Origin of the sequence: Leptospira ryugenii, assembly GCF_003114855.1 — a bacterium.
Taxonomy (GTDB): Bacteria; Spirochaetota; Leptospiria; order Leptospirales; family Leptospiraceae; genus Leptospira_A; species Leptospira_A ryugenii.
In genome coordinates, this window is sequence record NZ_BFBB01000002.1 from 581,526 (window position 1) to 603,348 (window position 21,823).

Genomic DNA, 21,823 nt, shown 5'->3' on the forward strand with positions numbered 1-21,823 from the left:
GTCAGGAATCAAAATGTTGGCTTTCGATGTGGATGGGACCCTTTTTTCCTCAGAATCCATCATCTTCCAAACATATGTACAGGCAATCGAAGAGTTTGCGGCTAAAACAGGAAAAATTACAAAATTGCCGTCCCACGAAGCCATCATGGCAGAGATTGGAAAACCTGTAAAAACGATCTTTGAAAACCTTCTACCTGATCTTTCTCCAGAGGAGAGGGAAGGCATTTCGCATCGAGTTCTCGAGCTTTTATGTGATTCTATTCGCAACGGTGGTGGTGATTTCTATGCGGGTGTGGGTTCAACGATCCACCACCTAAAAGAAAAAGGGTATACCATCACCTGTGCTTCCAATGGCCGACGTGCTTATGTAGAGACTGTACTTGAGACAGCAGGAGTTCTTGCCTATTTCGAACCCATCTTGGTTGTCAACCAGGAGCATATCCTAACGAAAGGCGACATTGTCTCAGAATATCTAAAGAAATACCAACTCAGTCCAGAATCACTTGTTCTCATAGGAGACCGCTATAGCGATTGGGAAGCGGCGCGGAACAATGGATGTCGGTTTGCCTTTTGCTCGTATGGGCATGCAAACCCAGGTGAGATTCCTGATTTTGATTGGGAATTTGCTGACCTATTTGCTCTAAAAGAGTTTTTTTAAGCCTAAATTTCGTTTTCTCCCGATCTTTAGACTGTGGCCCCTCTCCCAAACCAAGCACAAGACAGAATGAAATCGCTTTCGTATTTGTTAGCGGGTCTTTTCTTTGTTTTGGTATTAATTGAAAAATCTATGGGCTTCCAAGGGACTCGATTACCCAATCCAACGCTCACGCAACAAGGATTTCGAAATCTCGGAAATACAAAAGCCCCCTCTCTCCAACAAAACCAAATGCAAAATCTGGGGGGGAATGGAGATTTAGATTGGGAGGATGATCTATCTTGGGAAGAGGAAGCATTAGAAGGTGCGATTCCTCTCCAAACAAATCCAACAAGCAACAAACAGAGTGTAGACGATTTTCAAATCCCAGAAATTAATTTTCCAGAGGAAGGATTTGCAAAGGGCAAAAAAAAGATTCAGGTAAACGCAGGTTTCGTTCCTATATACTTTCTCAAGTTTTATGGGCAAGGAAAACATTCACAATCTAACCTAGTCAAGGTAATGAGAGAGTTTTCGGGAGGAGATCCCATCCCGTTTGTCCTAGAACAGTTGCAAATAGGTCCGATAGCAGAGGAAAAACAAAAGGGAATTTTGAGCGCCATTCCCAAACGTATGAGGTATGAAAGCCAATACCGTCTCGAAGATGGAATCTTACATCTTTCCTTTTCCAAAGAATTAGGCATCGGTGGTAGCCCTGAAATTTTAAAGGATAGGCTAGACCAAATCACATTTAGTTTGGTGGGAAATTATGGGATCAAAGGTGTTGTACTATATATAGATAACCTAAGATTACGGTCTCTGGGAGGCGACGGCATGTCCTTACCCGATGTTTTGGTAAAAAATAATCGTAAAGTCATCCTTCTTTAATTGTATCTTAATACTTGCAATTCTAAGGAATGAGCTTAGTCTAGCAATCGAGAGTAGAAATGAGAAAGTATAGCCCAAGGAGATTTCTTTTTATAATCAAGAAGCTATTCCTTCGTACATACCACCCTACTTTTATCTCCACAAATTTTTCTGACATTCGATCCGCAGTTGTGATTTACGGAGTATTGAGTGCTTTTACTTCTATGGTATCTTTGTTTTTTGTGGACTCTTTGGTACGCACAAAGGAAGCAAGTTTTTGGATTTCATTCTTTCGTATCTCTTCTCTACTCATCTGCTTCTCCGCTTACTTTCTTGCAAAAAAGAGATTTCGGTTTTTTGAGAGACATATTTTTTCTTTTACCGGCTTCTTCATTACCTCTCTGATACTTATTTATATACCGATGATGGTATATGATAAACCAAACCATTCCTATTACCTCTTTGGATCTGCCATTGTCATCGCTAGCTCAGCCATCATTTTATGGTTAGAACCAATCCGTATCTTTTTCCTTTCTATTCTTTATCTTTGTATTTTCATCCCTTTGCATTTAAATTTTTCTCAAATCTTAGGATTTGATCGTTATGTTTTTTACCAAGATGTTCTCATCGTATGTTTTTTATTAGGTGTTGGTTTCACAGCTAATCTTCTGATAAACTATTGGAGATTTGAGGAGTATCGCTCAAAAATAAGATTGAGAATTACAGTTGGCAAATTGCTAAAAATCAACCAAAAGATCCATGACCTTTCCAGGATTGATTCCATGACCGAATTGTACAATCGTAGACATCTTTTAGAGCAGTTTGACCTCTACAAAAAACGTGCAAAACGGGAAAGTTTTTCCATCGGATTAGTCATCCTAGATTTGGATCGGCTGAAAGTAATCAATGACCAATATGGCCATAAACAAGGCGATCTTGCCATCCAAGCATTTGGGAAAACATTAAAAACGAGAGTCCGTTCCACCGATATTGCCGCTCGCATCGGAGGAGATGAGTTTTGTATTTTAGTATCTCCTGCCGACAAAGCCGGATTGGAAACTCTCACAGAAAGTATCCGCGAAAAAATCGAAGTGCTTCGGATTCCGATCTTTAACCAGGCAGGGGACTCCATACAAATCACCGTATCCATTGGAGCAACTTTGTTCTCATCGGAAGAAGATCCGAGTTTTGATGAACTCTACCATAGAATTGATACCGCACTCTACGAATCGAAAAATGCCGGACGGAACCGAATCACCATCCTTCCTCCATTTGAGCGCCAAACGTAAGCTAGACTAGCTGAGTGATTGTTTGCTCATTGTAGAGCAAATCCCTTCTCACAGGAGAAAAACCACCCTCTTTTAAAAATTTTTGGGCTTCCTTTTCCGTTTTTAAGCCAAAGGATCGGAGCACATTCTCTTCAATGACAACAGAAGAGATATCGTCCGCTCCACTCAGCAAAGCAAGCTGGCCCACACCCTTCCCAAGTACCATCACAGAAGTTTCAATGTGTTTGATGTTATCCAAAAAGATTCGACAAATGCCTAAAACTTTTAAGTATTCATGAGTTGGTACAGATCGTACGGTAAATCGTTTTGTTTGTGGTTGAAAAGTCCAAGGAATGAAAGAAAGGAAACCTCCGGTTCGATCTTGCAAATCTCGAATCACTTGTAAGTGTTCGATCACTTCTTCTTTTGTTTCTTCAGAACCAAATACGACATTGGCAGAGCCTGGCAATCCCACCTCATGGCAAGTCTCCATGGCCCTCACCCATTCGGTTACACTAGCCTTTTTGGGAGAAATGATTTGCCGCATACGTTCTGTTAAGATTTCCGCACCAGCACCAGGCACAGAATCCAATCCATTTTCTTTGAGTTCTATGAGGACATCTCGCAGAGGTCGTCTTCGGATAGATTCAAGGTTTATGATTTCAACGGGACTGAAAGCCCTAATGTGCATTTTGGGAAACCGTTTCTTCACAGCTTGGAGAACATCTAAATAATATTGAAACTCAATATCAGGATAAACACCGCCTTGCAAGAACATCTGGTCGGCTCCCATCTCGACCGCATATTCCATTTTCTCTAAGATCTGCTCTACCGTTAAGATATAACCCTTTCCATTTCCAATTTCATCCATGAAAGAACAGAAACTACACTCGACATTGCAATAATTTGTATAATTCACGACCCGAAACATGGTATATGATGCTTCCGTTAAAGGGCGAACCTTAGACCGAAGTGCCCTTGCCACCATTTGGACTTTCAAAAAGTCAGCGGACGAATACAATTCTAAGGCTTCTTCCGCTGTAATGCGTATGCCCGCGAGGGCTTTTTCCAGTATATGATCTGTTGGCTCAGACGGAACAAAGGAGAGGGAAGAAGATTGGCTCATATATGTATAGGACTGGGGAATCGCCCCACGAATCACGTTAAAATTTGAATTTTCCTAGACATTCATTTTTCTATGTAAATCATAGGAAATACCAACACCCTCAAAGGTAAAAACATAAATGGATATCGGAAGAATTCTCTTTCACTTACTCTTTACAGCGTTTTTTATCGTCGCAAATGTCGTCTTTGTAAGAGCCATCCTCTACAGACTTCGTTTGATCTTTCACGGAAGACCAGCCTTCTTCAATGAAGATGCTAAGAAAAATCTCAATCTTCCCTTTCGTCTAAAATCATTCTTCGAGAATGTAATCCTACAAAAGAAGAACTTTCGTGAGCCTGTCCGCGGAATCATGCATGCCTTTATCTTCTATGGATTCATCGTCTATACGGTACATACCACAAGCCAGATGATTGCTGGTGTGTTTGGCTATGGAATGGATGATCCATATCGCTTCATGTTGCCAGAATTTCTTTTTGGTGAATCGGCAAACCACATCTATGAGCAAACCGTAAATTTTGTGTCTATCCTTGTCCTTACTGGGCTTGGCTTCTTTGCTTGGAGACGATGGATCAGAAAAGCGAAAGGATTAGATGTACACTCTCCTGCCTCTGCTATCGTAATCGGCATGATTGCCACTCTAATGGTGACAACTCTACTCGGAAACGGAGCAAAAACTGTTTCAGCAGTATATTATACACATGCAGGTTTGATTGACGGAGCCATCGGCTCTGTTTGGGAAAAGTTAGGTGTAGCCAATTCAAGTGCCGATTTGGTTTTCCAAATCATGTGGTGGGGCCACATCTTGACTGTATTCTCGTTCATGTTGTACGTGCCAACTTCCAAACATGCCCACCTAATCTTTGCGCCAATCAATTACTTCTTCGCGACAGACACTCCTAAAGGCCAGCTATCAAAACTCAACCTGGAAGATGAGAATGCGGTTTGGGGATCGAACCGTGTCGAAGACTTTCCTTGGCCAAACCTTTTGGATGGTATGTCTTGCATCGAATGCGGACGTTGTCAAGTGGAATGCCCTGCAAACCGTACAGGGAAAATGTTAAATCCTAAAGCAATCATCGTTGAATTGAAACACCAACTATTGGAAAAGATGCCGCAGGTGGATGCAGCTCGGGCAGGAAAGACAAATGAAGAAGCACAGGAAGCAGTTGCTGCCTTGGATACTGGAGTCATCAATTCACATGATGGACTAAGCGAGGAGTCGATTTGGGGATGTACCACATGTTATGCGTGCGTAGAAGCATGTCCAGTTGGGAACAACCAAGTCAACGCAATCATAGAGATGAGAAGGCATTTGGTTTTAGCAGAATCAAAAATGAGCCCTGAACTCCAAAAAGCTTTCACAAACATGGAAAACAACTCAAACCCTTGGGGTGTTGGAGCGCATACTAGAGCAGATTGGGCACAAGGCCTAGATGTTAAGATCCTTAGCGAAGCAGAAGACAAGAATGTCGATATTTTGTATTGGGTCGGATGTGCAGGCGCTTTTGATGAAAGAAACAAAAAGATTAGCCAAGACTTCGTAAAAATCATGAAGAAAGCGAATGTCAACTTTGGTATTTTGGGTACAGAAGAAGGCTGTTCTGGCGATTCAGCAAGAAGAGGTGGCAATGAATACCTATACCAAACTTTGGCTCAACAAAATGTGGACACGATCAATGGCTATGGCATTAAAAAAATAGTAACAGCTTGTCCGCACTGCTACAATACCATTAAAAACGAATATCCACAATTTGGTGGAAATTTCGAAGTTGTCCACCACTCCGAGTTCATCAACCAACTTTCTAAAGATGGTAAGATTGACGTACAAGTGGCAAACGACGCCTCACAGGGCAAATACACTTACCATGACTCTTGTTACATTGGAAGGTACAACAACAATTATGAAAACCCAAGAGATTTAGTTAAAAAAATCTCGGGAGGAAAGATTGAAGAGGCTGTTGACCACCATGGCAAGGGACTTTGTTGTGGAGCAGGTGGAGCACAGTATTGGATGGAGGAGCATGTCGATGAATCCAATCCAGAGAGTATGCGTGTTAACATGAAGCGAACCGGGCAATTACTGGATACTGGTGCGAGTACGATTGCGACTGCCTGTCCATTCTGTATCACCATGATCACAGATGGCGTCAAGGCTGCTGAAAAGATCGACGCCGTGAAGGTAAAAGACATTGCTGAACTAGTTGCAGAAAACTTAAAGTAAGATGTCTCCCAGAGCAAGGGCCCTAAAGAATCGGTTGAATCTTTTGGGGTCACTTGCTCTTTTTGTTTCAACTTCCTTTCTCCCTCTCCTTTTTGCAGAAGAATCCAACAAACAAGGCGAAGGTGGTATTACCATCGTTGTAGAAAAAGGTCAGACCCTGTCAGTCATTTCCAAAACCTATTTAGATGACCCCAGGAAATGGAAAGAACTTCTTAAATCCAATCAGATTGATAACCCAAACCTAATCCTACCTGGTAGAAAGCTGTGGATACCAGCGAGTTTAGGAAAAAAACCAAAAGCAGAGGTGAGTTATTCACAAGGAAATAGCTCTGTTTTTTTGCATTCCCAAAAAGAAAGCCAATGGAAGGGAGCAAGCTCTGGCATAGGACTTTTCATTCGAGATGAGGCAAAGACTGAGACAGAATCTATCCTAGGACTAAGGTTGAATAATGGTTCTGAATTGGAACTATCTCCTAACAGCCATCTAATGGTTGATAAACTAAAAGGAAATGAATCGGAAGAGGCATTCTTTCTTAGGAAAGGTAGACTGAAAGCAATCGTAAGTAAATCAAATGGTTCCACAAACAAAAAAATGCTTATCTTAAATACACCTGCTGCTACCGCAGATGTTAAGGGCACAGAATTTATCACACTCGTGGATGAAAAAGATAGTACGATCTTAAGTTGTTATGAGGGATTGGTGACGGTAAGTGCGCAAAATGTATCCGTATCTGTGCCAGCCGGCTTTGCCACTTTCGTGGAAAAAGGGAAAGCGCCTACCAAACCTTTTTTGATTCCAGAAGCGCCTGTGGTCCAACCGTGAGAATTTATCTATTTTTTTTCTTTTGCTTACTATTTATCCAAGGCTTGCTCCTTTCACAGACAGAGCCCTTTCCTATGACTTTATTTTTAGAGGACCAAAATCCGCTCATTGCATTCTATGAAATCGAATTTTTGCGTTCCGAAGATGCAAAATCAAGCCCCCTCTTTCCTATACAAACCCTTAAACCTGGAAGGTCGATAGTGAAAGCAGATGCCCTTGCAAAGTACTTTCGCGTGCGCGCCGTTTCAAAACTAAATGTTAGAGGGCATTGGTCAAAAATCCAAGAAATCAAACGCTACCCTGCTTCAAACGCTAATCTTTCGCAGAGAGAATATGCAAAACCCGCAGAACCCAAAGACCTTTTTGTAAAAACGCAAAGGCCTAACCAACTGGAACCAGATCTCTACCTTTCCAAACCAGAGATTTCATTTTTTTCCCCAAAAGCAGAATCGCAAAAAGTAAAGTTCTATTACCGGTATGCTGATGTGAATTGGCGATTGCTCACAGAAACCTCTTTGCAATTTACCGAGGAAGGCGAATACAACCTAGAATACTATGCAATGGATGAATTGGGAAACCGAGACACAATACAGAAATATCATTTTTACGTGGACCTAAAGCCCCCGAGAACCTCTTTAAAGTTTCTTCTAGAAGGCAAGGATTTCTCAAATGGCCAAAATCAGGCTTTCATGCATCCGAACACAAATATTCAACTTTCCGCTGACGATTCTGGTTCTGGCGTGCAACAAATTTCCTACCGAATCGTCTGTCGGATAGATGAGAAGAAAGATTGGCTTGTTTACACAATTCCAATTCCTGTGAGTGAGATCCAGTCTCTTGCTTGCCCATCAGATTCTTTTATCCAGTTTAGAAGCATAGACTTTGTAGGTAATCAGGAACTCGACCAATCCATACGATTTCAATTTAATCAAAAATAAAGGACTATGGGTAGACTCAAATTCCTACTATTTCCTTTTAAGCTCGAGATTCTTAAAACACCATCTTTCTTAAAACTATTCTTTTCTCTAGTCGTATTCATTGTGCTTCCCTATGCGATACTGATCTCAATCTTTATCTATCAGAATTATAAAGAAATTTTGGATTGGAACTATCGCTTTCAATTAACAAGAGTTCAATTAATGTCAATTGATTTAGAGAACCAAATACGAGATCAATTGCTAACATTTTCAAAGGAACGAACCCACATCTGGAAAGGAAGCCGCATAGAATTATCGGAAGAAAAAAATTTCAGTATGTGCTTAAAGGATTTGTATCTTTCTTCTATAGATACACAGAGGAGTGTTCAATTGTTTTATTGTCCAAAGGATAAAGCAGGGAAGAACTGGATCCTCCTAACGCAAGAAAATGTGCTTTGGATTTACTCGGCAAATTTTTTAGAAGATTCCCTATTGGCGAATTCATTTAGTGATCCAGAGGATCAGATCTTTCTCATCAACCAGGATTCAAACTTTGGTATTTCAAGTGAAATTTCTGATCAGTTCCAATTATCCGAAGATTGGTCAAAACGACTTTTAGGTCAATTGTCTGGAGAACATTTACCTATCATTAAAGAGATTGAAATTCTAGACAAAACGTTCTTTCTTTCTAGTTTTCCTATGTATGGGTTGCCATTCACTCTCTATGTAGCTAGCCCAAAAGAAAACGTTTTAAGGCAACTCAAAGAAAACTATCGAAACCATTTGGTTTTAATCATAAATTTATTTCTCATTAGCCTTTTCTTCTCGGCCTTCATTTCTGGCAGAGAGCTAGAAGACAAGCGCAAATTGAGCATAGTATTCAGGGAATTTCCTCATGCCGCTTTACTGTATGACGCGGAAGGCAATGAACTATTATCAAATCCTAATTTAGAGTCCAAAATTGATATTCGATCCCTTGAATATGAAGGAGAATCTGTTTATCACAAGGTAGCAATGGAAGCAAGGAAATTCATTTCGCTTGCCCGTGATACTATCTCAGACAATACAAAATCAAAGATGGAAGAATGGGAAACTCTTTATAAAGATGGAGAAAAAATTACCCTGGCAGTAGAATTTCATTTATGGTTCTTAGAAAATGCAAGTCAGGATCCAAGAGGGAGCCTTATCATCATCGAGGATATATCAGCAAAAAAATTAGAATTTGAGAAGGAGATGGTCTATGCAAAGATTCTGCAAAAAAAATACCTTCCAGAGAAAAAGTTATCAATCCCTGAATTAGACTACGATCTTTTTTACTTACCATTGCTGCACGTTAGTGGCGACTATTATGATTTTTTAAAACTTTCTGACCAAAAATACTTATTCGTTTTGGCTGATATTGTTGGCCATGGTGTGCAAGCTGCAATGATGATGACTGTATGCAAAGTTTTGTTCCACCAAATAGTTGATGCCTACGATCAGCCAAGCGACATCCTAGAAAGGATGAATTTAGGAGTGAGGGGTCACTTCCCAGAAGCATCCGCATTTGTACCCCTTCATTTTCTCTATTTCGATTTTTCTCAGATGATGGTTTACTATGCAAACGCAGGCCATCCAGGCGTGTTCTATCTGAAAGCTTCGGGCGAGGCTATGGTCATCGAGAAACTCAATCCTCTCCTTGGGATGTTTCCCAAAATACAAGCAAAGGTTATCTCTATGCCTTTGCAGAGAAAGGATAGATTCTATCTATACACTGATGGATTGTCCGATGTAAGAAATCCCGAGGGGGAAGCTTTCGGAACAAAGGTTTTGCCCGAATTTTTAAGGCAAACAAAGGACCTTTCCATTGCAGAAATAAAGAAGGCTTTGCAAGAAAGAATCAAGGATTTTGCCAAAGGAACGCCAGCAATTGACGACATCACTTGGATTGGGATCGAAATCCAAGAATCAGTTTAATTCCAAAGCGTCAATCGGTGGTGCATTCAAAAGTTGAATCGTTTCGTTATTCTTTTGGAAGTAATTCATATCCCACTCCGAATCAAATAGCAAAGATAAATTTCCGAACATATCCTCCACCAAATTTACGTTACTTGGCAGTTTAGTCTGGTCTGCTCTATCAATCCAACGAGAAACAGTATAAGGCAAAATTTGTAAATTTGTATCGGCATTGTATTCATCCTTGAGTCGCCTCTGGAACACTTCGAATTGAAGTTTGCCCATGGCACCAATGATGGGAACACCACCCCCTATAGTCCTAGAACTAAACAAGTGCAAGATGCCCTCTTCAGCTAACTGGTCTAAGCCTTTTTTAAAGGACTTTAACTGTAATGTATCCTTACAAGAAATAGTGGCAAATAATTCAGGAGCAAAACTTGGCAAGGGGCGAAGGGCTGGAGCTGTTCCTGAAGATAGAACGTCTCCTATCTTAAACGTACCTGGATTGACGAGCCCTATAATATCTCCTGGATAAGCTAAATCCACTGTATTACGGTCTTGGCCAAAAAATGCGAATGAAGAAGAAAGTTTCACCTGTTTCTCAAGTCGATTGTGGTTCACATTTAAACCACGCTCAAAAACACCAGAACAAACTCGTAAAAAGGCTATCCTATCTCTATGCGCTTTATTCATGTTTGCTTGTACTTTAAATACAAAGGCACTAAAGGGCGCCTGAACTGGGTCAAGATATGAACCATCGCGTAGAGGAATATGGTCAGGCGGAGGAGCTAAATTAAGGAATTTGTTCAAAAAAAGCTCGATACCAAAATTATTGACAGCGGATCCAAAATACACGGGAGTTTCGTTGCCTTTCAGAAAGGCATCCACATCCACAGCACCTATACCACCCGATACCAGTTCGATTTGGTCACGGAAGGCCTGGACAATCTCTGCATCAAATTGTTCGTCTAGAGTTTTGTCATGCGGACCGGCTACACGAAAGCCTGCCTTTTGTTTGCCACCAGGGGTTCTATCAAATAGGTAGAGTTGTTGGTCACGCAAATCATAAACACCTTTGAAATCAAAACCAGTTCCTAGGGGCCAAACATCGGGCACAGCCTTGATGCCCAAAACCTTTTCAATCTCATCCAAGAGTGAGTAGAGGTCCTTGGTAGGCCGGTCCATTTTGTTGATGAAGGTGATGATGGGTATCCCGCGGTCTCGGCAGACTCGGAAGAGCTTCACGGTTTGTGGTTCCACTCCCTTGCCCGCATCTAAAACCATAACAGCTGTATCCGCAGCCATCAAAGTACGATACGTATCCTCCGAAAAGTCTTCGTGGCCAGGAGTGTCCAAAAGGTTTAGGATAGAGCCGTTGTATTCAAATTGGAGAGCAGCGGAAGTAATGGAAATGCCCCTTTCCTTCTCCATGGCCATCCAGTCCGAGGTGGCTGATTTGCCTTGTTTCCGTGCCTTTACGGCCCCTGCCAGCTGAATGGCACCCCCATATAGAAGAAGTTTTTCGGTAAGGGTGGTTTTCCCCGCATCCGGGTGGGCGATAATGGCAAAGGTGCGCCTGCGTTTGACCTCAGTTTCTATTTCAGCAAGGGACATAAAATGAATTCCATCTTGTGAAAAAACCCTTCTCTGTCGAGAATAAAGAAAGGCTTGCTCGAAATCGAGAGCCTGGTTTAGTTCCGGATTGACTTAATCATTATGTCCCATTGTATAGGGAGAGGGAGGAGCCTATTTTGATCAGATTTCTGAGTTTATTTCTCCTTCTATTGACCACCCAGATCCTCTCGATAGACTTTCCGAATTTCACCTTACTTGAGGAAGCCGCCAGGGAAGAATTCAAAAGAGGACTCACCTATAAAAACTTACGCCAATATTCTGCGGCAAAAGAACGATTACAAAAAGCCATTCAACTCAAGAAAGACTTCCATTTGGCCAGGTTAGAACTCGCAAACAATTACTACCTATTAGGCGAATGGGAACAAGCGCTGGAAGAGTTAGAAATTTTAAGCTCCCTCAGAAAAAACGATCTACTAATACAAAGCAAGATTGAAGTCTTACGTCTGGCGATTGCCGGAGGAAGTACATCTTTAGAGCGGATTTACTTCAAATCGATTGAAGGAGATGCCCTTCGGCATAATCGGTTTCGCAATCCTTCTGATATTACCTTTGATTCTTTAGGAAACTTTTATATCGCAGGTTTTGGGACATCTAATATCATTAAATTCAATTCGGATGGTGCTCCCATCGCAAATTGGAAAGGCTCTTTTCGCCAAAAAATTGAAAAGCCAGTAGCCTTGGCAAACTACCAAGATCACCTTTATGTCTGCGATTTTGCAAGGGATGAAATCTTAGAATTTGATCAAAATGGTTCCCTGGTAAGAAGTATTGGTGGTTCAGGCAATCAAAATGGTAAATTTCATGGCCCTTCAGGAATCGCATTCGATGAAAAAGGAAGTTTCTATGTTAGCGATTCAGGCAATAATCGTATACAAAAATTCAATTCTAGAGGGGAATTCGAAATTTCTTTTGGACAGGATGTACGCTTTGCTCTTAAAAATCCTGCGGGCCTAAGTTTTTATAAAAACCAGATCTACGTCGCAGATAAAGACAATAAACGCATTCTTATTTTTGATACTGATGGAAACACCAAAGGTCAAATCAAAAAATCTGAGTGGGAAAAACCTAGAAGTTTACGGATTATACAAAACCAACTTTATGTTTCTGATGAAATCTCAGGGATTTGGTCTTATGGTTTGGATGGAGGTGAATGGAAACAAAATTCAAAATTTAGAGACCAGAAAGGCGTATATCGAATCTTAACAAGACCCTTTTCAGTGAATATCGACTCAACTAATACATTTTATGCGGTTGACTATGCACGTCATAGAGTTGATATATTTACAGATAAGAATACACTGCTTTCTAATTTAGATCTACGCATTGAATCCATTGATACGAGTGACTTTCCAAATGTACATTTATATACAAGACTACGCAATCGATCAGGTGAAGAGTTGATAGGAGTGGATCGCTTGGCTTTTCGAGTCTATGAAAATGATAATATGACTCCCCTTTTCTCTCTTGCGAGACGACAAAAGTTGAACGAGAGGATGAAAATTGCCCTTGTCTTTGAAAATAGTAAGACTCTTGAAAAATCATATTCACTTCTTAGTGATTCACTCCAACCATTCTTTTCCTCCATTACGGATTGGGATGATATGAGTTTGTATCGTTCAGGAAAAGATTCTGTTCTAATTCTACCCAATACCCAAAGTAAACTAGATATTTTAGCCAAGATACGCGATACAAAAAAGGAAAACAATTTTAACTTTGGTAAATCTGGGTTTCAAGCTTTAAGCAAATTATCCACACACGTAGGACCGAAAGCTCTGATTTATTTGGTTTCCGATGAAGCTGGCGAGCAGGGATTTTTACAGTATTCAAAAACTCGCCTTGTAGAATTTGCCAAGTCGCATATGATCCCAATCTACGTCCTATATGTTGGTAAGAACTTAGAAAAGAAACAGTTCTGGTCTGATCTAACGGAACCTACAGGTGGAAAGTGGATCTTGTTAGATGGAGAAGGTGAAGAAAGGGATCTCTACCAATCTTTGAGAAATCACTTTGACAACCGCTATATTTTATCTTACAAAACCGATATCAGTCCGGATTTGGTCAATCGATATATAAAACTCGTTGTGGATGTAGAACACAGAAACGTTAAAGGTAAAGATGAGGCAGGTTATTTTGTTCCAGCTCCGTAAGCCAACCAAAGTCTTAGTTCTTTCACTCCTTATATTTGTATTTGCAGTATTTGCGGAAACAAAGGATATGGACGAACTTCTGAGACTTGGAAAGGAAAGCCGCCTCCAAGGAAATTGCAACGCAGGCATCATTCATTTCCAAAAAGCTCTACAAATCAATATGAATTCGTTGGAAGCAAAGCTCGGTTATGCGCAATGTTCCAAACAATTAGGCTCATTCTCGGATGCAAAGAAAGCTTTTGGAGATATTTTAAAGAGGGATCCTAAATTCTTTGATGCAGTCATCGGTCTTTCAGAAATTGATTTGGAAGAAAATGCACCAGACAAAGTCGAAAAGCGACTAGAGCCCTTACTCACAGAATTTCCGAATCATACGGGTTTGCGGATTTTAGAAGCAAGGCTACTTGGGAAAAACGGAAAACGAGAACTTGCAATCTATAAACTCAAAGCACTTAGCGAGAAACTCAGCAGGCCAGCAGATGTTGAAAAAATGCTTTCTGAATTGTACATAGAGACACAGAAGTGGAAGGAGGCCGAAGAGAGTTTAAACCATTATGTGTCTAAAGCACCTAGTGATCCAAGCGGGTTTACCTTACTTGCTAAGCTCAATCTCTATAGAACTTATTTTTCGGTTCCCGACCTTTTGGCTATATTACCAAACGCTGAAGAGTATCTACAAAATGCCTTAAATCTTAACCCCAAAGAAGAAAGTGCGCGGTTACTTTTAGTACATTTAAAGATGATTGAAGCATACCAAAATCGATCTAAAAACACCATGGTACTTGAAAAAGCATTTCGTAATATTTATGAATTAGCTCGTGAATTTCCCGAAAACCAGTACTACCATTCACTGGAGGCTAGCCTTGCTGATGATTTGGATCGAAGCAGATTTGCAGAATTCCATTTCCGAAGAACCCTGCAATTGGACGATTTAGATGAGATTACACGCTTTGAAGCCGAAGAATATGCAATCCGTCAACTAAAAGAGGAATCAAAATTTCGTCGTGAACTAGGAGATTATCGAAAAGAGCGTTTTCATGCAGAGAAGCGTTCCCTTTATTATAAAAGTGCCGTCTTTCATCTGTTACGTGCAAAAGATTTAATCCCTGGCAATGTTCGACAAGAACTTCTTGAATCGTATGATACTTCTGGCAATTTAATCGATTATATAAATCTGCTGATAAAATTACGTGATGAGGATCCCAATCACTTCAAACTTCAAAACAAATTAGAATTTGCGATCCAATCATTAAAGTCTTCCCTCGAGTATAAGGAAGGCCTAATCTCCTTAGAACCCAAAGGTGTAATTCTAAATCGAGTCTCAGTCAGTCCAGAAATCTTTGTTTTTGATTTAGAATCGAGGGTTCCCTTTCCAGAACATTATCCAGGGGGCCGCTTATTGGCAAAAGCCCTTAGATACGAATTGAAGAAAGTGTTCGATGTTAGGCTTCCAGAAGAAAGTGAATTCCAATTGATACGAAATTCTTTGCAGGAGACTAATTTCCATCCTTTCACAAAGACGATTCCTTTTTCTATAGAGTCCTTGTACCAGCTTGACCAATTGCGGAGGAACAAGACAAAAATTCGATATGTATTGCACGGGAATTATTCCTTCCATGATGACGTAATTGATTTAGAGATCAGTCTGTATGACAGAAACACATCAAAAGACATCGGAAAATGGAAAACGAGCCAAAAAGGACGGGATGGGCTTTCCGTCCTCTGCGCAAGGATTTCTGAGAAGGTAAAGCAACTCCTTCCCATTGAAGGGAAAATCTACCGCATCAAGGATTCAGAAGTGCTCGTGAGCTTAGGAAAAAAAGATGGGATAAGGTCCGATGCCAAAATCCTTTTCCAGAGGAAAGGTAAGGATTTGATGGAAGGAGAAATCACAGAACTAGGTATGGAAATTTCTCGTGTTCGGCCTCTGCAAAGAGGATGGGAAAAGGAACTCGCTACTGGTGATTTTGTGACTGTTCGTCCAAAGGTGGAAGTAAGTCCATAAAGTAATCTAAAACCAAATCAGAGATTTGCCTTTCGGTACCGGGACTTAGAATAAAACCTTTCCTTGTTTCAATTTGTAGCACCTTATCTCGAGCATACAGAGAAAGCACGGCCTCCACTGAGAAAAGCTCTGCCAAAAATCGTGGGCATTGGCTTTTTTCCACGGCTGACCATTCCTTGCCCGGGTTCGTAAACCTTCTGTTTGCTACCAAAGAATGGATCTCCGCCCTTGGAGTTTCCTTCCAAACCAAATCTACATAGGGAAAAAAATAAAATCTGTTTTCTTTCTCTTCAAAGGAGACTTTTCCTTCAGATAAAATTTCTTTCTCCGAATCTGCAAACACAAGCAGTTCTCGGCTTTTCAATGGGCGCGCTTCAAATCCTATGCGAATGGCAGGGTTGTGATTTGGCTTTCTATCAATTTCTAATCGTAGGCGAAGAGCTTGGTTTTGTTTTTTCTCCTCTGCTTGGAGTCTAATCAAAGCGGACTCCTCTAAATGTATTTTATGCTTTGTGCCGAATTTTCTTAAGAAATGAAACAAGGAATCCTCTAAAGGAAAGTGCTATATGTATTTTATCTGTAAGTCGGAGTTTTTTACGAGCGCAAAAAATTTGTTTGCCTTTCATGAAAGTCCAGAGGGTTTCACCTCTCTCGTAGCTGCTGTTGGAGGTGTGGATGTTTTACAAAGGCCAATTTCTTTACAGATAGGAGAAGTGGCCATCCTACGAGTTCCTGTATTTCCAGGGATCAAATTAAAATGGATAGCAAAACATACAGCTTACGAATCGGGTAAACTCTTTGAAGATACCCAAGTAAAAGGCCCCTTTCTTAGATTTGTCCACCGCCATATCATGAGAGATCTACCGAATGGACATTCCATCTTAGAGGATCGTATTGATCTCCAAGCTCCCTTCTGGTTTGTATCTCGTTTTATTGTCCTTCCTATACTGAAACGACAGTTTACCCAAAGACACCGCATAACGGCTCAGGCTCTTGACTGTCCTCATCATTTAATGTTTTGCGGGTATTCGAGTACCGTAGTCGATTAATTGACGGTTGTACTCTTTGTCCATCAGCGGGGAAGAAATTAAAAAATCTGCGCTTGATCGGTTGCAAGCCATTGGTATATTATAAAGGACTGCTACACGTAACAATGCCTTTACATCTGGATCATGTGGTTGTGCTGTTAGAGGGTCCCAAAAGAAGACCATAAAATCTATCCCGTCATCTACAATCTTTGCACCAATTTGTTGGTCGCCTCCGAGAGGACCAGAAATGAATCTGTAAACAGGCAATTGGGTTTGTTCTTGGATCAATTTGCCAGTTGTGCCAGTGGCTGAGAGATGGTGCTTGGAAAGCGTCCCTCTATTGTATTGAACCCAATCAAGTAGGTCTTGTTTGCGATTGTCATGGGCAATTAGAACGATCTTTTTTGCGACTTCCATTTTTCTTTGAATAGAGCTCATATTGTGATAGTTCTTGCCAAGTTCCAGGATTCAAGGAAACTTTCAAAATGAGCCTGAAAAGAATGAAAAACTGCGTTAGATTGCCCTTTTTTGCTCTCATGCTCTTGTTACATACAAACCAAACATTTGCATTCGAAACTAAGGTAGAGCAAATCCTCCCAACCAAACCAGAGAGAAATTCTCCCTGGGGGGAAGAGCCCGACCGACTGAAAGATCTAAAAATTCTGGATGGAGTTGATGAAGCCAATTCACTGGAACGTTGGAAAGAAGCGAACCGAGAATATTCACAAGCCATCGAAGGTTTTGAACTGCAAGAAAAGAACTTACTAAAGAAACACGAGGAAGCTCTCAAAGCATTTTATTACGAAGATAGGTATGATTGGCAAAAAAAGGCAAGAAAGGATAGGCTGGAAAAAGACTTACAGAAAAAAATTTTCGAGGCACGTAACATTGCAAATGCGAAACTAATCAAAGGTATCCTCTTACTAGATAAAATTGAAAATCCCAAGATCAAAGAAGGAGAGTCTTACCAAGATTTAAAGGCAGGGCTATTTCGGGAGTATATCAAACACCAAACAGCCTTTAAAAATTATATCCAAAGCATTGATTTTTTGGAACGATATATCGCATTGGGGGAAAAGTATGAAAAAGAGGCGGAGCCTCATAGACTCCTAGCACTTTCTTATGAAAAGCTAGAGACCACAGCCACCAAGGCAAAGAATGTCCCTCTCGCCGAGGAAACAAAAGCGGCTAAAAAGAAACACCTACTGCGGTTTGCTGAATTGCACTATGGAAAAGAATCAAAGGAATATCTAGCGATCGAAGAAAAGGTTTTAAAAGATATTTAATTGGATTTAAGTGAGTCCAAGCTGTTTTTTTAATCGTTTGTTTTCTTCTATCAACTCTTTGATTTCAGACTCTGTATAAGCGAATAATTTATCTTGTGCCCTGAGGATTTTGTCCAACTGCATTTCTTCGATTCTCGAATAGTTCAGTACTTGCTCAGTAGCTTTCTGTAACTCAAGCGCCTGTTTTAATTCTTTTTCACGCAGTTGGTCTAGTTGTTCGCTGGCCTTGACACGCTCATGCAATTCGATCAATTCTTGGTTTTTGAGATCAATCATCCGATCCATTGCAGAATTGATTCCTAGTTGGGATTTTTTCACCTGTTCTTCATAGTCCAAGATAGACTTCAAGGCAAGATTCTCTTTTTTTGAATCTTCGTATTCCTTGTGGGCAAGTGAAAAAACACCCTCAAAAAAACCAACGTTCTCTAAGCAGGTATTTCCAATTTCTAGAGCAGTGTGTTTGTAGAATTCCGTTTGGATGGATCGGTCTAGTATGATCCGTAATTCTCTAGTATGAAGCGGATTTTCCAAGACCAGATATTTGCTCTGGGTTTTGACCTCATCATAAATAACTTCGGATGCATCCTCCGAATAGACTATGATCAGGCTGAGGTAAGGCTGTGAATCAAAGCTTTGTTTTAAAATAGGCCGAAGTTGTTTCCACTCGGAGGCATTCACTTGTAAGAAAAGGAAGTGAAAGGAATGGGAATCAAAGGAAAGACTTTGGATGTCCGCGGTTTTAACCTGATTGACTTGGATGGTGATCTTTGGGTGCTTCCATAAATCCAAAGGAAATGGTTTTCTGTCTGAGACATTCCAAATGACCGACGTCTTCAAAAATTAGCTCCTCCGCTTCCTTACCTATACATAGAGAAAAGCAAGAAAGAGGATTTTTCCAGCAAAATTTCTTTTATTTTTTCCGAGGAAAACGGTTTTTTACTGCCTCGAATTTTGTTTCCCACCAATTCCGAAAGCGAAAGTAAAACCCCAGGTGCCTACGGATGGATTCCGGGAGTTTGGCATCAGTCCTTGTCATCATAATATAACCAGAGATCGCTGAAATGACGATATTGGCGGACCAGGGGCCAAGCCAATCAGGAACATTGGCTTTATACGAAATCCCTGTCCCAAAGATAAAAAAGAGATAGTATACGAGTAAAAACACCACGGCAAGGGTAAAACTCATTCCCTTACCCGATCGTTTGACGACAAGACCTAAGGGAAAGGATAGAAAGAAAAAAATCTGACAACTGAGAGGTGTTGCAAATCGTTTGTGAACCTCAATATTAAAGGCAGTGAGTGTCTTTTTTGACTCGTTCAATAGTTCCGAAAGCTGCGAAAAGATGGCAAATTTTTGGGTAAGGTCATCTTGGCCTCCTCCGCTTTGTGCCCCCATAAGAATTTCGAATTTTAATTTTTCTACAATTTGTGCGAGACCGTCCACACCTTTGATCGACATACCCATTTCATTCAGCATTTCCAAACCAGGTATCTTTTCCAATCCTTCGCTTTCAATCGCGGCTCTGATTTCAAGTAACATTGGTAAGGAGAAGGTATCGGGTTTCACATTGATGCCTAAGGTTTTGACTTCCTTTTTAGAAGGGACATTATAATCCATTTCTCCATTCATGAAATTTGTGATGTTGATTGATTCGGTTTCAGGATTCCACTCGATCACAAATCCCTTTTTTAAACGAATCGATTTTTCATATTCACCTTTCGCATTTTTCTTCTCAACAAGCAATCCTTCATTCGCATTGATGATTTGTAAAACCCTAGAGCCACCCATCGGAACCATTAGGTTATTTAAAACGATATAATCTGTACCTGAGGCTGAGATTTGCCATTCGCGGATCTGCACCTTACTTAGGTTGCCATTTGAGTCGACCCCTCCCGAATACATCGTTCTTCCCTTTTCCGCAAAAAGGTCTTGGGTTTTATCTCCTGAAAATTGACCTGGCTGGATGGCCAATAAGGGATTATAGGTTGCAATCCAATTGTCAAACTCCTTCATCTTACGCGTGTTTTCTGGACCAAGATAAAAGTTGAGATAAGCAACGATAAGAGTCGTAACAAAACCAAAGATTAAAAAGTTAGAGTAAATAAATGGAAAGGAAACACCTGAGGCTCTCATGGCGGTGATTTCCGAATCACCTGACAAGCGACCTGCAGCCATAATGCCCGACATTAAACAAGCCATAGGGATGGTCATCGGTAAAGTATTTCCAAAGACGTATCCCATATAATCTAAAAGTCGAAAGAAATCGATACCCTTACCAACAAAGAGTCCTATCATCTTTTGGATAGCGACTGCCATATAGATCATTGTAAAAAAGGAAAGGGCAACAAGAAAGGGACTGAGAATTTCTTTTAAAATGTAGAGACGGAGGACAGGTAGTTTGAACTTCCGAAAAAACCCTCCCCTGTCGGTATCGACCATAAAGCCTTCAGGAAGCTGGTCTTTGGAAAAGACACGGACGGTCCTTAAGTCTACTTTTTTAGGACTTGAATCCAGTGAAATTACCCTTTAAAGTTGCACTAGTTGCTGCCGTAACTTCCACAGTTACGATTTTCCCAATCCATTGTTCTAGGGACTGGTTCATACCTTCTGGAAGGGGAAACACCACCATACGCCCGCAATGCGTTCTTCCGCAGAGTTCTGATTTGCTTTTTTTGGAAGTATTTTCTATGAGTATTTCAAAAGTTTTGCCAACTTTTTCTAAGTTCTTCTGAAGTGAAATCGAAGTCTGTAAATCGACTAATTCTATCAGTCTTCGTGATTTGACTTCTTCTGGTACATCATCTATAAACTTCCGTTTCGCGATCGTTCCTTCTCTTTCTGAATATTTGAACATGAATGCCATGTCATAGCCGACCTCTCTGACTACCTCTAAGGTTTCCTGAAATTCTGCCTCGGTCTCTCCAGGAAATCCCACAATGATGTCAGTGGTAATGCCTACATCCGGGATCTCATTTCGGATGTTGTTGACTAGATCTAAATACTCATCCTTTGTATAACTTCGTTTCATATCCATAAGAACCTTGTTCGAGCCTGCTTGGAGGGGCATATGGATCTGTGAGGAAAATCTGGGCTCATCTTTCATGAGCTGAATAAGGTGCATGGGAAAGTCTTTGGGATGTGGTGATGTAAAGCGGATTCTTTCGATGTTTGTGCCGTTTAAAATCAACTTTACTAATGCTGCAAAATCATAAGACTCATATTGGTAGCTATTTACGTTTTGGCCTAAGAGAGTTACTTGTTTCACACCAGCTAATTCTAGTGACTTGATCTCCTTTACGATGGATTCGGGTTCTCTACTTCTCTCCCTACCCCTTGTATACGGTACCACGCAGAAGGTACAGAAGTTATTACATCCTCGCATAATGGTCACAAAGGCTTGGATTCCGTTGACCACCTTTGGTTCCAGATCATCATAGGTTTCCGTTCGGGAAAGTCGAGTTAGAGAAACATCCTTTTCTCCCGTCCTGATCTTTCCAATGAGATCTGGGAGGGAGCGATAATTGTCTGGCCCTACGATAAGATCGAGAGGCAATTCTTGGTGGAATAGATCCTCTCCCAGATTTTGAGCCATACAACCCAAAACTCCGATGACTAAGCTAGGATTTTTCTTTTTCAAATATCCCAATGATTGTAAGCGGCCATATATCTTTGCATGGGCATTCTCACGTACAGCACATGTATTCAGGAAAATAATATCAGAATCTTCTACGCTGGTTGCGGGCTCATAGTTTGCCTGACGAAAGAGCTCTTTAACGATCCCCGAATCATACTCATTCATTTGGCAACCATAGGTTTCCACAAAGACTTTCCCTAAGCTGGGTACTATCCCTGTATTGGGTGCTTCCACTTCCTGCAAAACTGGCTTCATAATTCTATCATTTTCAGAAAATAATCCTTGTAAAGCAAAGA

At 40.7% G+C, this 21,823-nt stretch carries 18 protein-coding genes; 11 read left to right on the forward strand and 7 right to left on the reverse strand.

The features are described 5' to 3' along the window. Positions 1–13 precede the first annotated feature (13 nt). The 3 genes from DI060_RS03540 (at position 14) to DI060_RS03550 (ending at position 2,790) form a co-directional block, all read left to right on the forward strand. Positions 14–658, forward strand: coding sequence for an HAD family hydrolase (locus DI060_RS03540; protein WP_108973734.1), 645 nt, complete (start codon positions 14–16; stop codon positions 656–658). Between the two features lie 66 nt (positions 659–724). Then, a complete protein-coding gene (locus tag DI060_RS03545; protein WP_108973736.1) occupies positions 725–1,522 on the forward strand; it encodes a GerMN domain-containing protein in 798 nt (265 codons plus the stop codon). Between the two features lie 59 nt (positions 1,523–1,581). Continuing rightward, positions 1,582–2,790, forward strand: a complete 1,209-nt coding sequence (locus tag DI060_RS03550; protein WP_108973738.1) for a GGDEF domain-containing protein — start codon at positions 1,582–1,584, stop codon at positions 2,788–2,790. 1 nt (position 2,791) lies between these two features. Here the strand turns inward: DI060_RS03550 and mqnC are convergent, their stop codons facing one another. Next, on the reverse strand, positions 2,792–3,895 hold the full coding sequence (gene mqnC, locus DI060_RS03555; RefSeq protein ID WP_108974046.1) for a cyclic dehypoxanthinyl futalosine synthase: 1,104 nt from the start codon (positions 3,893–3,895) through the stop codon (positions 2,792–2,794). Positions 3,896–4,013: 118 nt separating this feature from the next. On the opposite strand from mqnC, the gene DI060_RS03560 reads away from it, so the two are divergent. From DI060_RS03560 to DI060_RS03575, 4 genes are all read left to right on the forward strand, one after another. Further along, entirely contained in the window at positions 4,014–6,116 is a 2,103-nt protein-coding gene (locus DI060_RS03560) for a heterodisulfide reductase-related iron-sulfur binding cluster (RefSeq protein WP_108973740.1), read from the forward strand. A 34-nt stretch (positions 6,117–6,150) separates the two neighbouring features. Next, positions 6,151–6,939 (forward strand): FecR family protein, encoded by a 789-nt coding sequence (locus DI060_RS03565; RefSeq protein ID WP_167836901.1) that lies wholly within the window; start codon positions 6,151–6,153, stop codon positions 6,937–6,939. A gap of 74 nt (positions 6,940–7,013) precedes the next feature. Then, the gene (locus tag DI060_RS03570; RefSeq protein WP_135354979.1) at positions 7,014–7,877 is read left to right on the forward strand and encodes an LBF_2017 N-terminal domain-containing protein; all 864 of its coding nucleotides are present in this window, start codon (positions 7,014–7,016) and stop codon (positions 7,875–7,877) included. 6 nt (positions 7,878–7,883) lie between these two features. Further along, entirely contained in the window at positions 7,884–9,812 is a 1,929-nt protein-coding gene (locus DI060_RS03575) for a PP2C family protein-serine/threonine phosphatase (protein WP_108973746.1), read from the forward strand. Here DI060_RS03575 and DI060_RS03580 read toward each other — a convergent pair. Beyond that, a complete protein-coding gene (locus DI060_RS03580) occupies positions 9,804–11,405 on the reverse strand; it encodes a peptide chain release factor 3 (RefSeq protein WP_108973748.1) in 1,602 nt (533 codons plus the stop codon). The two genes, DI060_RS03575 and DI060_RS03580, sit on opposite strands and share 9 nt — an antisense overlap. Positions 11,406–11,542: 137 nt before the next feature. Here DI060_RS03580 and DI060_RS03585 point away from each other — a divergent pair, with 137 nt between their 5' ends. Both DI060_RS03585 and DI060_RS03590 read left to right on the forward strand, forming a co-directional pair. Then, positions 11,543–13,573 (forward strand): 6-bladed beta-propeller, encoded by a 2,031-nt coding sequence (locus DI060_RS03585; RefSeq protein WP_108973750.1) that lies wholly within the window; start codon positions 11,543–11,545, stop codon positions 13,571–13,573. Between the two features lie 67 nt (positions 13,574–13,640). Further along, positions 13,641–15,578 carry a tetratricopeptide repeat protein gene (locus DI060_RS03590; protein ID WP_244594260.1) on the forward strand — a complete coding sequence of 646 codons (1,938 nt, stop codon included), beginning with the start codon at positions 13,641–13,643 and terminating at the stop codon, positions 15,576–15,578. Here the strand turns inward: DI060_RS03590 and DI060_RS03595 are convergent. Next, the gene (locus DI060_RS03595) at positions 15,529–16,059 is read right to left on the reverse strand and encodes a hypothetical protein (RefSeq protein ID WP_135354980.1); all 531 of its coding nucleotides are present in this window, start codon (positions 16,057–16,059) and stop codon (positions 15,529–15,531) included. The genes DI060_RS03590 and DI060_RS03595 overlap by 50 nt on opposite strands. 85 nt (positions 16,060–16,144) lie before the next feature. Here DI060_RS03595 and DI060_RS03600 point away from each other — a divergent pair, with 85 nt between their 5' ends. After that, entirely contained in the window at positions 16,145–16,627 is a 483-nt protein-coding gene (locus DI060_RS03600) for an SRPBCC family protein (protein ID WP_108973757.1), read from the forward strand. Here the strand turns inward: DI060_RS03600 and DI060_RS03605 are convergent. Then, positions 16,589–17,023, reverse strand: coding sequence for a methylglyoxal synthase (locus tag DI060_RS03605; RefSeq protein WP_108973759.1), 435 nt, complete (start codon positions 17,021–17,023; stop codon positions 16,589–16,591). The two genes, DI060_RS03600 and DI060_RS03605, sit on opposite strands and share 39 nt — an antisense overlap. Before the next feature lie 68 nt (positions 17,024–17,091). Here DI060_RS03605 and DI060_RS03610 point away from each other — a divergent pair, with 68 nt between their 5' ends. After that, positions 17,092–17,892, forward strand: a complete 801-nt coding sequence (locus tag DI060_RS03610; protein ID WP_244594261.1) for an FcpA-related putative periplasmic flagellar protein — start codon at positions 17,092–17,094, stop codon at positions 17,890–17,892. 6 nt (positions 17,893–17,898) lie between these two features. Here DI060_RS03610 and DI060_RS03615 read toward each other — a convergent pair whose 3' ends face one another. The 3 genes from DI060_RS03615 to miaB form a co-directional block, all read right to left on the reverse strand. Further along, positions 17,899–18,729, reverse strand: a complete 831-nt coding sequence (locus DI060_RS03615; RefSeq protein WP_108973761.1) for a hypothetical protein — start codon at positions 18,727–18,729, stop codon at positions 17,899–17,901. A gap of 73 nt (positions 18,730–18,802) precedes the next feature. After that, entirely contained in the window at positions 18,803–20,413 is a 1,611-nt protein-coding gene (locus tag DI060_RS03620; RefSeq protein WP_244594281.1) for an LptF/LptG family permease, read from the reverse strand. Continuing rightward, positions 20,391–21,782 (reverse strand): tRNA (N6-isopentenyl adenosine(37)-C2)-methylthiotransferase MiaB, encoded by a 1,392-nt coding sequence (miaB, locus tag DI060_RS03625; protein ID WP_108974051.1) that lies wholly within the window; start codon positions 21,780–21,782, stop codon positions 20,391–20,393. Before miaB ends, DI060_RS03620 begins: the two co-directional genes overlap by 23 nt. Between the last annotated feature and the right edge of the window lie 41 nt (positions 21,783–21,823).